Below are 14,536 nucleotides of genomic sequence, written 5' to 3' on the forward strand. Positions count from 1 at the left end.
ATCGATGACACCATCGTGTTCCACCAGCTGCAGGAATCCGAGATCCTCTCGATCGTCGACATCATGATCAAGCGGATCGTGGAGCAGTTGCGCAACAAGGACATGGGCCTGGAGCTGACCCAAAACTCCAAGCGTTACCTGGCGAAGAAGGGTTACGACCCGGTCCTTGGTGCCCGTCCGCTGCGCCGCACGATTCAGCGCGAGCTGGAAGACACGCTCAGCGAGAAGATCCTGTTCCAGGAACTCAAGCCAGGACAGAACGTGCTCGTGGACCTCGAAGGAGATCCCGAGCAGGTCGAGACCGCGAAGCTGATCTTCACGGGTTCGACGCGACCGGTTCCCGAAGAGCCGGTGACCGCAGCCGCCGCCTCGTCGGAAGCCGCCGTCGAAGCCGCGTAAATACAGCGCAGAGCAGGGCTCACGCCGCCGCGCGGGGGATGTAATCCTCCAAGCGGGCGGGCGTGAGCCCTGCTTCTTTGATGGCACGCAACGTGTTGAGCAGATCGTCGGCAAGCATCGGCCGGAAGTGCATCAGGAACACGTCGCCGGGACGGACCGCCTTCTGCGATGTCTGATAGTGAATGAACCCCTGATCGACCGTCTGGGTCCAGAAGAACGACACCCGCATCCCGGAGTCTCGCGCGGCTTTGAGCGTCACCGCATCGTAGTTGCCGAAGGGCGGGCGGAACAAGTACGGCCGCTGACCGTAGACGGTTTCAATCTGGTCGGCGCAGTCATTGATTTCCTTCTTCTGGAACTCATATGACTGGCCTTTGAGATTGCGATGCGTCACGGTGTGGTTCTGAATCCCGGCGCCTGTGGCTTGAATCTTCTTGAAGTAGTCAGCGTGACTGGTCGCTGCCGGGGAGTTGAGGAACAGCGTCACCGGAACCTTGGCCCGCTTGATGATCTCAAGTGCCTCGGTGGTGCGGATCAGACCGCCGTCATCGATCGTGATGAAAGCGACGTTGTGCTGGGTCGGCACGCGTGACCACCACGGCGTTGACCCTCCATTGTCGACCTCGACCGGCTCGGCTTTCGGCGGCTTGCCGAAGGTGGGGACGCGTTCCAAGTACCACCCGGCGGACTTGTCGTAAGGGATCGTCGGCGACGGCAACGGATCGAACTCGGCTGACGTCGTCGTCGGGGACGGTGGCGTCACCGCGGAGGCCTCGGGAGTCGGTGAAGATTGACCTTCGACCATGCGAGGTTTGTCGCCGCAACCGGCAGCGCACAGCGCTGTAGCAGCTAGGAAAGCCCGTCGGGGGAACACTTCAGAGAGATTACGCACCCGGGAGGAAAAAGACGTCCCCGGAACGGGTTGACACGAGCCCATCTTCTAGAAGACTTCGCAGCGCTCGTTCCCGCTGAATCTCGTCGTGCCAAACCCCATCAAGCTGTTGCTTGGGCACCGGTCCGGAGTTGTCGCGCAGCACGGCCAGGAGCTTGCCGCGCACTTGGCGATCGGTGCCCGCGTAGGTCTGGGTCTTGCGGAAAGGCTTGTCCGGCAAAGGCGAACCGGCTTCACGCCACGCGCATCGCTGGGCGTAGGGGCACACTTCGCAGCGCGGCGACTTGGCGGTGCAGACGAGGGCGCCGAGTTCCATGAACGCGGCGCTGACGACGGCTGCCTGCGCGGGCTGGGGCGGGAGCAGATCCTCCACTGTGGACAGTGGGATCGCCTGGTCCTCAACGCCGTTCAGCACCCGGGCGACGAGCCGTCTGACGTTGGTGTCGACGACCGGATGCCGCTGGCCATAGGCGAAACTGAGCACGGCTCGCGCGGTGTAGTCGCCGATTCCCGGCAGCGCGAGGAGCTGATCGAGCTGCCGCGGGACTTCTCCGCCATGGTTTTCCACGATCTTCCCGGCACACGCGTGCAGCCACTTCGCTCGCCGCGGATAGCCGAGGCGCCCCCACGCCCGGATCGCCTCACTAACCGGTTCGGCCGCGAGATCCGCCGGAGTTGGCCACCGGGACACCCACTCCGTCCATGCCGGAAGCACCCGCACGACAGGTGTCTGCTGCAGCATGATTTCGCTGATCAGGATCGGCCAGGCGCCAGCGTCCGGTTCCCGCCACGGCAATTCCCGGGCATTGGCGGTGTACCAGGCCAAAGCCTCGCCATACATACTTTCCTCCATGGAACTCGCCGTTACCGTCCTCGGGCGCGACCGCACAGGAATCATCGCGGATGTCGCGGGCGCTCTTGCCGCCCTGGGGGCAAACCTCACCGATTCCACCATGACGCGGCTTCGGGGCCACTTTGCCATGACCCTGATTTGCTCGGTCGAAGCCAGCGCCGCGCAAGTCGAGGCCGCGCTCGCCTTCCTGGCCGCCGATGGTCAACTTCTAGTGGGGGTACGCGAAATAGGCGCCGACGAGGAGGCCGGTTCCGGTGGCTCACCCTATGTGCTCAGTGTCCACGGCGCGGACCGTCTCGGCATCGTGGCCGCGCTGACGCGCGTGATCGCCCAGGCCGGAGGCAACATCACCGACCTGTCGACGCGCCTGTCCGGTCAGCTCTACCTGCTCATCGCCGAGCTGGATCTCCCCACGGGTAAGGAAGCGGAACTTCAAGCCGAACTCGCGAAGACCGCCGCAGAGCTCGGCGTCGAAGTCCGATTGCGTCCCGCCGAAACGGACGTCCTGTGACCACCCCCGAAGCGGAGCCACATTCTTTCGGCTCGCACGAAGTCAAGGACAGGGCGCCCGACGGTTCTGTGCACCCTTCTGCCGCGCCCAGCAGCGCCACGGATGCCGCTAGCGCCGCGTTGGCGGCCGCGTTGGCCGAAGGGCTCCTGAAGCTCCCGGAAGGCCGCATTCTGCCGGTCGTGACAGCGCCTGAGTCTGTCCTAAGCAGACCCGGTGACATGGTTGATCCGTGCGATCCGGAGATCGTTCAGCTCGCGGCGGACCTTCTAGCCACCATGCGGGTTTCGCCGGGCTGCGTGGGTTTGGCGGCCCCGCAAGTGGGCGTCAGCGCTCAGCTATTCGTCGTCGACGTGACCGGCCATCCCAAGGCGGCGATCGTGCACGGCCGGTTCGCCCTGGCGAACGCTGTCGTCATGGAGGCGAGCCGCTGGAAGGCGGGCCGTGAGGGCTGCATGTCGGTGCCGGACCTGACCGGCGACGTGAAGCGGGCGGGCCGCATCGTCGTGGAAGGACAGGAGCCTGGCACCGGCCGCAAGGTCACCATAACGACGGACGCTTTTGAGGCCCGAGCCTTGCAGCACGAGATCGACCACTGCCAGGGACTGTTGTTTTTGGACAGAGTGAGCGGGGCGCATGCCATCTACCAGCGCAAGGTATACCTATAGCGTGTCGGTTTGGGCGAGGCGTGATCGTGGCGATAGCGTGAGCACATCATGAGACTCGTCGTGGGTCCGCTGCCCGCCTCCGTTTACTGGCGACGCCGCGCCATGGTGCTCGGCGGTGTGATTCTCGCTGTCCTGATCGTGATGATTTCCTGCAGCAGAGTCGGCAAAGCGCCAGCGGCTTCGCCGTCGCCTAATGCCTCAGCCACGCAGACGGCCGTCCAATCGAGTGCCACACCCAGCCCGACCGCGAGCCCGGTAACGGCACCGGTCGTGGTGCAGACGTCGGTGCCCCCGGTCACGGACGCGAACCAGTGCACTGACGCCGAGCTGAGCGTGACCGCGGTTCCGGTGAAGAACCCGTTGCCCCGTGGCAGCGAAGTTCAGATCAACCTGCTGATCAAGAACGTGTCCAATCGCGAGTGTGTACGCGACGTCGGCGCCGATCAGCAAGAGCTCTACATCGTGCTCGGCACGCAGAAGATCTGGTCGTCTGACCACTGTGGAGCGCTGCAGGGCCCCGATGTGCGGACGTTCCCGGCCAATCACGAGCGTTCCTATCGCGTGCTGTGGAACGGAAAGTCCTCAAGCACGTGCACTAACAAGCTCCCCGGCGGCGATGTCCCCGAGGCGGGGGAATATCAGCTCATCGGCCGCGTCGGCACCGATCTGAGCGACCCCGTCACGCTGAAGCTCACCTGAGCGTCAGACGTAGCGCTCCAGGATCGACGTCTCGGCCAATCGCGACAGTCCCTCACGCACGCCGCGGGCACGGGCGTCTCCGACGCCCTCGACCGCTTGCAGGTCTTCAACCGTCGCTCCCAGGAGCCGTTGCAGACTCCCGAAGTGGTCGACGAGCCGGTCGACGATGGCACCAGGCAAGCGGGGAACACGTGCCAGCAGGCGGAAGCCGAGCGGGCTGACGGTGGCATCCAAAGTCTCCGTCGTGCCTGGATAGCCCATCGCTTTGGCGACCGACACGAGGTCGATGAGTTCGCTGGCGGTCAGCAGGTCTAGCTCGACGAGTGCCTCATCCACCGTGCGCGGGCGCTTGCCGAGCGCCAGGCGGCCCGTTGGCAAGTAGTCACGGATGACGAGTGTGCGGTCGGAATCGACACCAGCCATGAGCTCGTCGAGTTGCAGGGACAGCAGTCGGCCATCCGTGCCGAGCTCGACAACGTAACCCGCGATTTCGTCGGAGATCCGGCGCACCATTTCCAGGCGCTGCACCACGGACACGGCATCGCGGACCGTCACGAGGTCTTCGATTTCAAGTGCGGACAACGTCCCGCTGACTTCGTCGAGGCGAAGCTTGTAGCGCTCAAGCGTGGCAAGAGCCTGATTGGCCCGTGACAGGATCTGCCCGGAGTCATCGAGCACGTGCCGCTGCCCGGACACATAGACGCCGATGATATTCATCGACTGCGAGACGGAGATCACAGGGTAGCCGGTCTGTTTGGCGACCCGCTCCGCTGTGCGGTGCCGGGTGCCTGACTCGGCGCTGGGGATGGAGGCGTCGGGCATCAACTGCACGGCGGCCCGCACGATGCGGTTGCCGTCGGCGCTAATGATGACGGCACCGTCCATTTTGCACAGTTCTCGCAGGCGGGTCGCGGTGAACTCGACGTCGAGCGGGAAACCGCCCGTGCACAACGACTCCACGGTCCGGTCATAGCCCAGCACGATCAGGGCGCCGGTTCTGCCGCGCAGGATGCGCTCAAGGCCATCACGCAAAGGCGTGCCTGGAGCGACCCGCGCCAGAGTGGACCGCATAGAGTCACCGCTGACGGCAGCGGTGGCCCAGGTGGTCTCGCGATCGATCGGCACGGCCACAGTCTACGTTCACTCCGCTGAGAACTTGGCTGCCCACTGGAGTGCCGCGGCGACCTGGTCTACCTCGACCACTTTCATCCCCATCATGGTTGTTCCTTCAACTGAAGCGCCTGAACCAGGCGGCACCAACGCGAACTTGAATCCGAGCCGTGCGGCTTCGGAGAGGCGGCGCTGAATCGCGCTCACCCGGCGGATTTCGCCCGTCAGCCCGACCTCACCGATCGCGGTCAACCGAGGCGAAATCGCCAAGTTGAGGCCGGCCGACGCGACCGCGAGCGCGATCGAAAGATCCGCGGCCGGCTCGGTGACTTTGATCCCGCCGACGGTAGCGGCGAAAACTTCCTTGTCGTGCAACGCCATTCGCTTCGTCCGGCGCTCCAGCACGGCCAGGATCATGGCCAGGCGAGCTGAATCAAGCCCCGAAACCGTGCGCCGGGGCGAGCCCGGCACCTGAGCGCCAATGAGCGCCTGAACTTCCGTCATGAGCGCCCGGCGCCCTTCCATCGCGACCATGACACACGTTCCCGGGACGGGTTCGGCATAGCGCGTGAGGAACAAGCCGGACGGATCGCTGAGCGAGGTGATGCCGGTGTCGTGCATCTCAAAGCAGCCGACCTCATCGGCCGCGCCGAACCGGTTCTTCATGCCGCGGATCAACCGCAGAGACGAATGCTTGTCGCCTTCGAAGTGCAGCACGACGTCAACGAGGTGCTCCAGCACCCGCGGGCCCGCGACGTTGCCGTCCTTGGTCACGTGACCCACGAGGACGGTGGCGATGTTGCGCTCCTTGGCGATCGCCACCACAGCGGCTGTCACCGCACGCACTTGAGTGACGCCACCGGGGATGCCATCGGTGCCGGGAGCCGAGATCGTTTGCACTGAGTCGAGCACGAGCAGGCCGGGCTTCACCGCGTCGAGGTGACCGATCACGGCGGCCAAGTCGCTTTCGGACGCCAAATAAAGCTTGTCGTGCAACGTATTCATGCGCTCAGCGCGCAAGCGCACCTGGCTAACCGACTCTTCGCCACTGATCACGAGCGCGTTGCTGCCGCTCTTGATGGCCCATTGCTGGGCGACGTCTAGCAGAAGCGTCGACTTGCCGACTCCTGGCTCTCCGGCCAGCAGCACGACCGCCCCAGGCACCAAACCGCCCCCGAGCACACGGTCAAGCTCGCCGACCCCGGTCGCGACCGCGCGCGCGGGCTCAGCACTGATTGTCGCGATGGGACGGGCTGGCTCACCTGGCTGCCGTGGGGCGACGTTGCGCATCGCACCCAACGCCGGGCCCATCGTGGACTCCACGATCGAGCCCCACTCGCCACACTCAGGGCAACGGCCGACCCACTTTGGCGGCTGATGGCCGCAAGCGTCACAGAGGTAAGCAGGACGGGGTGCCTTCGCGGTGGCTTTCACAACCGGTGAACCTACCGTCCAGGTGCGACAGTCAGTGGCCTTCGCCCTCGGTGCCGCCGGTCACTTCGTGTGGCACGCGTGGAGCAGGCGAATTCGGCGTCTTCACCGGAATCTGCGCCTCGAACGTCTTGAGTCCCACGAACTCCACGTCAACGCGAGCGAATTCGCCGCTCTGGAGCGCCTCGGTCAGCTTGACCTCGCCCGTGAGTGTCGCCGACTTACCCGGCTCCAGCGTGAGGATGCCGCCCTCGGCGGTCACGTCGCCACTGCCGGCCGACTTCAGCACCACGCGCACCGGCTGCGTCGTCGTGTTCACGACGGTCAACGTGATCGGCGCTTCCTCGCCCGCCTTGTAACCCTCCACGCCCGGGTACTCCAGCGTGGCGTTCAGCACCGAGACGGACTGCGTGCCGTCGGCGAGGGGAAAGACAGAGCTATACCCCGGAACCGCAGCCACCTGAGCGGCAGTCTCAGAGTCGATCCCGGTTTGACATCCGGCCAGGGCCAACGTGATTCCAGCCGCCGCGACGGCGAGAGTGATCGAGCGCTTCACGTGGCTCAGGGTAGTACGCGGAAGATCTGCGCCTCTCCGGGGCACGCCGTGATCACTGAACACCCGTCATGACCAGCAAAACCACGTCGACCGCCGCGATCGCCAGCAGTGCGCGGAACGCGAAGCGAGGCTGCGCGAAATGGCTAAGCAGCGGCAGCGAGGCAGCGCCGAGCGACGCGGTGATCGCCGCCCATAGCGGAGGCCTGGCCCCGAGCACGAGCAGAACGGTCACGGCGATCAGCAACGCGCTAGCTAAGTAGAGGCTCGCCTTCGCGCCCAGGCGGTGCGGCAGCCCGCGTACCCCCGTGGCTTCATCATCGGCAAGATCGGGGATGACATTGACGAAATGTGCTGCCGCTCCGAGCAACGCGGCGGCCGCGATGACCCACCCCGGCACTCCTGGGGCAAGGAATGCGGGCAGGAGCCCGAAGCACACGAGATAGGGAACGACCGAGGCGACGGTGCTCTTGAGGGGCCAGTTGTAGAGCTGTGCCGCGATGAGCGCCGAAAAGACCAAAAACCCGCGAGGCCATCCCCAAGCCAGCGCCGCGAGGCCCGTCACCGCAGCTGCCACCCCTGAAGCCGCCCAGAGGGTACGCCGTAAGCCCGGCCGCGCCACGAGAGGCTTGTCAGCCCGTCCTGAGGCCTGGTCCCGGGGTGCGTCGACCGCGTCGTTGGCCCAGCCGATGCTCAGTTGCGTGGCGCCGATCGTGGCCGCCGCGAGGGCCGCCGTGCGCAGCGGCTGTCCGAGCGCGACCGCGAGCACTCCACTCAGCGCCGTCACCGCGGCGGCCGGAAGCGGATGGCATCCCCGCCATAGCGTCGACAGCACGCCCGGTAAGCCCCCGTCACGGTCGGTCATGAAGTGGTGACCACAGATGGACCGGGATTGATGTGTCCGGGACCGGGCGTCGTGAGGGTGGGAAGCGCGACAATGATCAAGCTGATAAGCGTAATCAACAGAGCGATGCCGACGATCAGGAGGGGTAGCACGATCGACGGCTGCTGAGGGTCATCGATGTGTTCAGGCAGGCGCAGGCGGCGCCGCCAGTGCGCACGTGATCTCTTCCGGCGGGCGAGTTTGGCCTCGTGACGCAGCTCACGACGGATAATTTCGGCTTCTGGATCAAGCTCGGCGGCGTCATCGGGAATCTGGACCTTGCCCCACTCGGGAGGGAGGTCCGGGAGTCCATTCGAGGCGGAGCCCACGCCTAACTCTCGCGCTTTTCTTGCAAGATCAACAGACCAGGAATTGCTGTCAAGGAAAAGGAATGCGTCTCACAGCTAGCGTGAGCTGCGCTAACTACTTCTAGCAGGGTGGGACGGTCTCGCGCCCCCGTGTTACCCTAGACACAGCGAAAGGGGTTTCGTACCTATGGATTTCAGTGTCGGCGAGACCGTCGTCTACCCCCACCACGGGGCCGCACTCATCGAGGCTATCGAGACCCGCACTATCAAGGGCGAGGAGAAGCTTTACCTCGTTCTAAGGGTTGCCCAAGGTGACCTTACCGTGCGGGTGCCCGCAGAGAACGCCGAGATCGTCGGCGTGCGTGAGGTTGTTGGCGAAGAGGGCCTGACCAAGGTTTTCGACGTCCTTCGCGCTCCGCACACCGAGGAGCCGACCAACTGGTCACGGCGTTACAAGGCAAATCTCGAGAAGCTCGCCTCGGGTAATCCGCTCAAGGTCGCTGAGGTCGTGCGTGACCTGTGGCGTCGTGAGCGTGAGCGCGGTCTCTCAGCGGGGGAGAAGCGCATGCTCGCCAAGGCCCGGGACATCCTCGTCGGCGAGGTAGCACTCGCCGAAAAGAGCACTAAGGACGGGGCGGAAATCCTCCTCGACAAGGTGCTCGCTGAGGCGTGATCCACCACGATCATCAACCCCCACAACACACGATGACCGCGACGTCTAAGCCGCTGCTGGAGCGGAGAGACGTCGCGGTTCTCGTTCCAGCGGCAGGCCAGGGTCTGCGCCTCGGTGGCGATGTCCCCAAGGCACTGCGTGATCTTCACGGACAGTCGCTGCTGGTCCACTGTCTTCGCGCCCTGGCGGCCGCTCCTTCCGTCGGTCTCATCGTTGTCGCGGCACCTGCGGCCCACCTCGGCGCTGTGCGAGCTCAACTCCCAGAGGCAACCGTGGTCGAGGGCGGCTCGACCCGGCAGGAGTCGGTGTCGAATGCGCTGGCAGCCGTTCCGGCCTCGTTCGAGATCGTTCTGGTTCACGACGCCGCCCGTGCGCTGACCCCGCCCTCCCTAATCGAAGCCGTCGCCGCCGCCGTGCGCACCGGTCACGACGCGGTCATCCCGGTCTTGCCCGTCGTGGACACGATCAAGCAGCTCTCCCCAGACGGACACGTTCTGACGACCGTCGATCGGTCACAGTTGGGCGCCGTTCAGACGCCCCAGGGCTTCCGCCGAGATCTCCTCACCAAAGCCCACGCGACCGCGACTGACGCTCACACCGACGACGCCGGTCTCGTGGAGCGCATGGGCCTGCCCGTGTTCACGGTTCCGGGCCACCCAGAGGCGCTGAAGATCACCACGCCCTTCGATCTCTTGATCGCAGAATCCATCCTCCGCTCCCGCAACTAGGCTGCGACCGGGATCTTGTCCGCGAAAGGATCAGTCATGCGAGTGGGGATCGGCAGCGATGTGCACGCCTTCGAGAAGGGCCGCCCTTGCTGGGTTGCCGGACTGCTGTGGCCCGAAGCCGATGGCCTCGCCGGGCACTCCGACGGTGACGTCGCCGCTCATGCCGCTTGCAACGCGCTGTTCACGGCTGCCGGGCTAGGCGATCTCGGGGCGAACTTTGGCACAGACCGGCCAGAGTGGACGGGTGCCTCGGGCGTCGCTTTACTTACAGAGGCGGCCCGCCTCGTACGCGCAAATAGGTTTGAAATTGGAAATGTTTCTATTCAGATCGTTGGCGTGGCCCCAAAGATCGGCAAGCGCCGCACCGAAGCCGAGAAGGTGCTCACCGAGGCGATTGGCGCACCGGTCAGCATCTCGGCCGCGACAACAGATGGGCTCGGCTTCACAGGGCGGGGAGAAGGCCTTGCGGGGATCGCCGTCGCATTAGTGTTTCCCCTATGAAACTTCCCGATCTGGCGCGAAAGCTGATCGATAACAAGGTGTTCGGCACCCTTAGCACGGTGAATCCCAATGGCGGGCCGCAAAGCAGCGTCATCTGGGTCAAGCGCGATGGCGACAACGTCATCTTCTCGACGATCGAGGGGCGGCGGAAGACGAAGAACATGGCACGCGATCCTCGGGTCTCGCTCATGTTGTTCGACCCCACCGATCCGTACTCGTACGCCGAGATCCGTGGCACGGTCACGATGAATCCCGAAGGCGGACCGGAACTCATCCAGGAGCTGTCGTTCCTGTACGAGGACCGGCCCTTCCATGAGCACAGCCCGGACAACAAGCGTCTCGTTTGCACGATCACGCCAGACAAGGTTGTTACCCGGTAGCGGTGTCAACTCCCGGTGCCTTAGGCGGCCGGCGGGACCAGGTCCACGCGTAGCCGTCGTCTTCACAGGCGAGGGCGGGCTCGCAAAGATCCAGCGGGCGGAACGTGTCGATCATGACGGCGAGTTCGTCGAACTTCTCCGCGCCGATCGAGCGTTCCGCCGCACCCGGCTGTGGGCCGTGCGTGAAGCCTGACGGGTGCAGTGAAATCGAACCCTGCTCGATGCCCGAGCCTTTGCGTGCCTCGTAGTTTCCGCCGGTGTAGAACAGCACTTCGTCGGAGTCGACGTTGTGGTGGTTGTACGGCACCGGGATCGCGAGCGGGTGATAGTCCACTTTGCGCGGCACAAACGAGCAGATGACGAAGTTTGGCCCCTGGAACGTCTGGTGCACTGGCGGTGGCTGGTGCACGCGTCCCGTGATCGGCTCAAAGTCGTGAATGGAGAACGCCCACGGGTAGAGGCAGCCGTCCCAGCCCACGACGTCAAACGGGTGGTGGGCGTAGACGTGGCGCGTCCAACCGCGACGGTGCTGCACGAGCACTTCGACGTCTTCGCCTTCTTCCAGCAGTGGCTCTGACGGTCCGCGCAGGTCGCGTTCGCAATAGGGCGAGTGTTCAAGGAACTGGCCGCGCACGGACAGGTACCGCTTCGGTGGGCCGATGTGCCCCGTCGCCTCGATCGCCAGCACCCTGACCGGACCGTTGGGGATAATCCTGTGGATAACCGATGTCGGGATGATCACGTAGTCGCCCTCGCGAGCGTCAAGCACGCCAAATGTGGACTCGACGCGCATCGAGCCGCTTTCGACGTAAAGGCACTCGTCGCCGATCGCATTGCGGTAAAGCGGCGATGGCGCGTCCGCGACTACGTAAGAAATGCGGCAGTCGTCGTTGGCGAGCAGGTGCTGGCGGCCGAGCACCGCGTCGGCACCGGTCGTGTCGAGTTTGTGTGTTTGCAGATGCCGTGGCTTGAGTGGCCGGTTCGGGACGCGTGTCCAGGCCGGTGGCTCGAACGCTTCGGCCGCCACGATCCCGGTGGGTGCGTAGCGGTGGTAAAGCAATGACGAGTCCGACGAGAAGCCCTCTTGGCCCATGAGCTCTTCGGCGTAGAGGCTGCCGTCCGGCGCGCGGAACTGAGTGTGCCTCTTCCGAGGAACCTCACCTACGCTGCGAAAATAGGGCATTACGAGCCTCCTGGTTGATCCGAAGCAATTTGTCCACTTTCCAGACTTGCACGTCCGATAATCGGACACACTTGTCCGCTCTATGTAGCGTCCATTAGATTGACTGATCATGTCAACGCCGTTGCTGCTGGCGCAGCTTTTGGACGACGCCGCGGTCTTCCCACCCGGCAGTGCCACGCTGCCTGATGCGCTTGACTCCCATCGTGAATACCGCACGACCTGGTATTCCGAACTTGTCGGGCCGCTGCTCGTGCCCGCGTCGCAAGTCAAAACGCTCAGCGGGATGCTCAGACCCGACGAAACGATCGGGGTAGGGGTCATCGCCGACGGAAACTTCCTCGGTGATCTCTTCCGCCCACTGACGCCCAAAGGCATCGTCGTCAAACAGGTCGAGGCACCCGTGGCCAGGCGCGGCGAAGATCCGCAGCCGACCTTGCGAAGGTTCATCGAGCTGCTTCAGCGCTATGACCTGCCCGGCTTCGCCGAGGTTCCGCTGGCGTGGGGCCTCCTGTCAGCACTCGACACCATCGCTGAGGCGCGTGCCGAGGGGCTGACGATCGCGGCGAAGTTCCGCACCGGTGGTCTCGCCGCGGAGCTGTTCCCGACACCGGTCGAGCTCGCCGCGGTGATCTGTGCGTGCGCTGAGCGCCAATTGCCCTTCAAACTCACCGCCGGACTGCACCACGCGATCCGGCACAACGACCCGGAGACCGGGTTCACCCATCACGGGTTCCTGAACATCCTGGCGGCTTGTTGCCTGGCCAGTCAGGAGGCCGAGGTCGCAGATGTGGCAGCGATGCTCGCCACCACCCAGCCGCTAACGTTGCTGGAAGCCATCCGGCCGTTCAAACACGGGTCCCGGCCGCTTTGGGTCGGCTTTGGCACGTGCAGCATTGTTGAGCCCGTCGCAGATTTGCAGCAACTCGGATTGGTAGGACCAAATTCATGACGTGGGTACCAGGAGCCGCCGGCACGGGATTCGACATCGACCACTTGCCTTACGGTGTCGTGGTTTCCGCCGATGGCGTCGCTTCGTGCGCGGTCCGCATTGGTGACTTCGCGCTCGACCTGCGTCGCGCGGAGGAGGGCGGGCTCGTTCTCGCCGCCGGAAGCCTTGAAGCGCCAAACCTGGACACGTTCCTCGCGCTCGGCCCGGCCCACTGGTCGGCGGTCCGCGCCCGGGTCACCGAGTTGCTGTCTGATCCGGCAAACCGCCGCTCGGTTGAGAGTCTGCTGATCCCGCTGAACCAGGTGACCAACCGCCTGCCTTGGACAGTCGCGGATTACGTCGACTTCTACTCATCGGAGCATCACGCGTCAAACGTCGGGCAGATCTTCCGCCCGGGACAGCCAGCGCTACTGCCAAATTGGAAACACCTTCCCATTGGGTACCACGGGAGAGCCGGCACCGTAGTGGTGAGCGAGACCGGCGTGATCCGTCCACAGGGGCAGCGCGCTGCGGGAGACTTCGGGCCATCGCGACGGCTGGACATCGAAGCCGAAGTGGGATTCGTCGTCGGAGCGGGATCACGGCTCGGGGAACCGGTGCCGTGGCAGAACTTCGCCGATCACGTCTTCGGTGTCGTGCTCGTGAACGACTGGTCGGCTCGTGACATCCAAGCGTGGGAATATCAACCACTCGGCCCGTTCCTCGGAAAGTCCTTCGCCACTTCAGTTTCCGCCTGGATCACGCCGCTCGCGGCGCTCGCCGGCGCTTGGACGGACGCTCCCGCACAGGACCCGCCCGTGCTGTCCTACTTGGACGATGACCGTCGCGCACTGGACCTCAAGTTGTCGGTGGAGTGGAATGGGCACACCGTCTCGCGGCCTCCGTTCGCCTCGATGTACTGGACTCCCGCGCAACAGCTCGCCCACATGACCGTCAACGGAGCTTCTTTGCGCACAGGGGATCTGTTCGCCTCGGGGACCGTCTCGGGGCCATCGCGTGCCGAAGTCGGATCGTTCCTCGAACTCACTTGGGGCGGCTCAGAACCCGTAACGGTCGGTGAAGCGAAGCGGACTTATCTCGAAGACGGCGACACTGTCGTGCTTAGAGCCACCTGTGGCCCCATCGAGCTAGCTCCCGTGAGCGGAACCATCCTTCCTGCTCACGAGTGATGTGACCGCGGTCGCCCACCCCCGATTTGCATGGCCTTCCCACGATCACGTAATGTTCTCCATGCCGGACGGGAACGGACAAAACGCTCAGCTGCGAAGTTGAGGTTGAGTTCAGGAATCCGCCGGAAAATCCGGGTGGTGTGGGCCTTGCGCCCGCGAATCCGACCGGGTAAGGTAGCGAGGCCGGTAACAATCGGGCGGACGAGTTTTCGCCTGCTGGCCGAGCAAACTTTCCGAGTAAGCCTCAGCAAGATTCTCTTGATCCAGAAAAGTTCTGGAAATTGAGCGTTGACCTGAAGAGCCCAACCGGGTAGTGTAGAGCAGTTGCCCCTCGCAGGGTTGAGCCGAAAAGTTCAGGTCTGCAGGTGTGTGTTTGTTTTTTGAGAATTCAACAGGGTGTGTTGTTTTTGTTGGTGCCATTGTTTTGGTGGTGGCCAGGGTCTTTCCTCGTCGGATGGCCTGGTTGCCGAGTGGCATATTTGATATGCCAGTTGATTGGATTCTTTTTTGGAGAGTTTGATCCTGGCTCAGGACGAACGCTGGCGGCGTGCTTAACACATGCAAGTCGAACGGAAAGGCCCTTCGGGGTGCTCGAGTGGCGAACGGGTGAGTAACACGTGAGTAACCTGCCCTGGTCTTTGGGATAACC

17 protein-coding genes, 1 rRNA gene and 1 pseudogene are annotated in these 14,536 nt (G+C 64.2%); 11 read left to right on the forward strand and 8 right to left on the reverse strand.

What is annotated here, in order from left to right; translation table 11 throughout:
• A pseudogene (locus A3E1_RS41525) lies at positions 1-399 on the forward strand (hypothetical protein); the annotation flags it as partial.
• Positions 400-418: 19 nt separating this feature from the next.
• On the opposite strand, the gene A3E1_RS0122440 reads toward A3E1_RS41525, so the two are convergent.
• Complete coding sequence (locus tag A3E1_RS0122440; protein ID WP_020523042.1) at positions 419-1,204, reverse strand: polysaccharide deacetylase family protein; 786 nt, start codon at positions 1,202-1,204, stop codon at positions 419-421.
• A gap of 79 nt (positions 1,205-1,283) precedes the next feature.
• Entirely contained in the window at positions 1,284-2,132 is an 849-nt protein-coding gene (locus A3E1_RS0122445; protein ID WP_020523043.1) for an HhH-GPD family protein, read from the reverse strand.
• 10 nt (positions 2,133-2,142) lie between these two features.
• On the opposite strand from A3E1_RS0122445, the gene A3E1_RS0122450 reads away from it, so the two are divergent.
• From A3E1_RS0122450 to A3E1_RS0122460, 3 genes are all read left to right on the forward strand, one after another.
• The gene (locus A3E1_RS0122450; RefSeq protein WP_020523044.1) at positions 2,143-2,655 is read left to right on the forward strand and encodes a glycine cleavage system protein R; all 513 of its coding nucleotides are present in this window, start codon (positions 2,143-2,145) and stop codon (positions 2,653-2,655) included.
• A 119-nt stretch (positions 2,656-2,774) separates the two neighbouring features.
• A complete protein-coding gene (def, locus tag A3E1_RS0122455; protein ID WP_040391551.1) occupies positions 2,775-3,320 on the forward strand; it encodes a peptide deformylase in 546 nt (181 codons plus the stop codon).
• 48 nt (positions 3,321-3,368) lie between these two features.
• On the forward strand, positions 3,369-4,019 hold the full coding sequence (locus tag A3E1_RS0122460; RefSeq protein ID WP_026208722.1) for a hypothetical protein: 651 nt from the start codon (positions 3,369-3,371) through the stop codon (positions 4,017-4,019).
• 3 nt (positions 4,020-4,022) lie between these two features.
• On the opposite strand, the gene disA is transcribed toward A3E1_RS0122460, so the two are convergent.
• From disA to A3E1_RS41535, 5 genes are all read right to left on the reverse strand, one after another.
• On the reverse strand, positions 4,023-5,090 hold the full coding sequence (disA, locus tag A3E1_RS0122465; protein ID WP_083929597.1) for a DNA integrity scanning diadenylate cyclase DisA: 1,068 nt from the start codon (positions 5,088-5,090) through the stop codon (positions 4,023-4,025).
• 69 nt (positions 5,091-5,159) lie between these two features.
• Positions 5,160-6,563 (reverse strand): DNA repair protein RadA, encoded by a 1,404-nt coding sequence (gene radA / locus A3E1_RS0122470; protein WP_051105127.1) that lies wholly within the window; start codon positions 6,561-6,563, stop codon positions 5,160-5,162.
• A gap of 31 nt (positions 6,564-6,594) precedes the next feature.
• The gene (locus A3E1_RS0122475; protein WP_020523049.1) at positions 6,595-7,116 is read right to left on the reverse strand and encodes a hypothetical protein; all 522 of its coding nucleotides are present in this window, start codon (positions 7,114-7,116) and stop codon (positions 6,595-6,597) included.
• 52 nt (positions 7,117-7,168) lie between these two features.
• On the reverse strand, positions 7,169-7,978 hold the full coding sequence (locus A3E1_RS41530; protein ID WP_020523050.1) for a UbiA family prenyltransferase: 810 nt from the start codon (positions 7,976-7,978) through the stop codon (positions 7,169-7,171).
• Positions 7,975-8,325, reverse strand: a complete 351-nt coding sequence (locus tag A3E1_RS41535; protein ID WP_020523051.1) for a hypothetical protein — start codon at positions 8,323-8,325, stop codon at positions 7,975-7,977. Before A3E1_RS41535 ends, A3E1_RS41530 begins: the two co-directional genes overlap by 4 nt.
• Positions 8,326-8,491: 166 nt before the next feature.
• Here A3E1_RS41535 and A3E1_RS0122490 point away from each other — a divergent pair, with 166 nt between their 5' ends.
• Genes A3E1_RS0122490 through A3E1_RS0122505 form a run of 4 tightly spaced genes read left to right on the forward strand, consistent with a single transcriptional unit; the run spans position 8,492 to position 10,586 of the window.
• Positions 8,492-8,977 (forward strand): CarD family transcriptional regulator, encoded by a 486-nt coding sequence (locus A3E1_RS0122490; RefSeq protein WP_020523052.1) that lies wholly within the window; start codon positions 8,492-8,494, stop codon positions 8,975-8,977.
• Between the two features lie 32 nt (positions 8,978-9,009).
• Entirely contained in the window at positions 9,010-9,705 is a 696-nt protein-coding gene (gene ispD, locus A3E1_RS0122495; RefSeq protein WP_026208724.1) for a 2-C-methyl-D-erythritol 4-phosphate cytidylyltransferase, read from the forward strand.
• A 36-nt stretch (positions 9,706-9,741) separates the two neighbouring features.
• A complete protein-coding gene (ispF, locus tag A3E1_RS0122500) occupies positions 9,742-10,206 on the forward strand; it encodes a 2-C-methyl-D-erythritol 2,4-cyclodiphosphate synthase (protein ID WP_040391546.1) in 465 nt (154 codons plus the stop codon).
• Positions 10,203-10,586, forward strand: coding sequence for a PPOX class F420-dependent oxidoreductase (locus A3E1_RS0122505; RefSeq protein ID WP_020523055.1), 384 nt, complete (start codon positions 10,203-10,205; stop codon positions 10,584-10,586). The genes ispF and A3E1_RS0122505 overlap by 4 nt, the downstream gene beginning before the upstream one ends.
• On the opposite strand, the gene A3E1_RS0122510 is transcribed toward A3E1_RS0122505, so the two are convergent.
• Entirely contained in the window at positions 10,576-11,769 is a 1,194-nt protein-coding gene (locus A3E1_RS0122510) for a homogentisate 1,2-dioxygenase (RefSeq protein ID WP_020523056.1), read from the reverse strand. The two genes, A3E1_RS0122505 and A3E1_RS0122510, sit on opposite strands and share 11 nt — an antisense overlap.
• 109 nt (positions 11,770-11,878) lie before the next feature.
• On the opposite strand from A3E1_RS0122510, the gene A3E1_RS0122515 reads away from it, so the two are divergent.
• The 3 genes from A3E1_RS0122515 to A3E1_RS0122525 all read left to right on the forward strand — a co-directional run.
• On the forward strand, positions 11,879-12,718 hold the full coding sequence (locus tag A3E1_RS0122515; RefSeq protein WP_020523057.1) for a hypothetical protein: 840 nt from the start codon (positions 11,879-11,881) through the stop codon (positions 12,716-12,718).
• Positions 12,715-13,887 carry a fumarylacetoacetase gene (gene fahA / locus A3E1_RS0122520; protein WP_020523058.1) on the forward strand — a complete coding sequence of 391 codons (1,173 nt, stop codon included), beginning with the start codon at positions 12,715-12,717 and terminating at the stop codon, positions 13,885-13,887. Before A3E1_RS0122515 ends, fahA begins: the two co-directional genes overlap by 4 nt.
• Before the next feature lie 504 nt (positions 13,888-14,391).
• Positions 14,392-14,536, forward strand: a 16S ribosomal RNA gene (locus A3E1_RS0122525); the annotation flags it as partial.

Origin of the sequence: Catelliglobosispora koreensis DSM 44566 (assembly GCF_000379685.1) — a bacterium.
In the GTDB taxonomy this organism is placed as follows: Bacteria; Actinomycetota; Actinomycetes; order Mycobacteriales; family Micromonosporaceae; genus Catelliglobosispora; species Catelliglobosispora koreensis.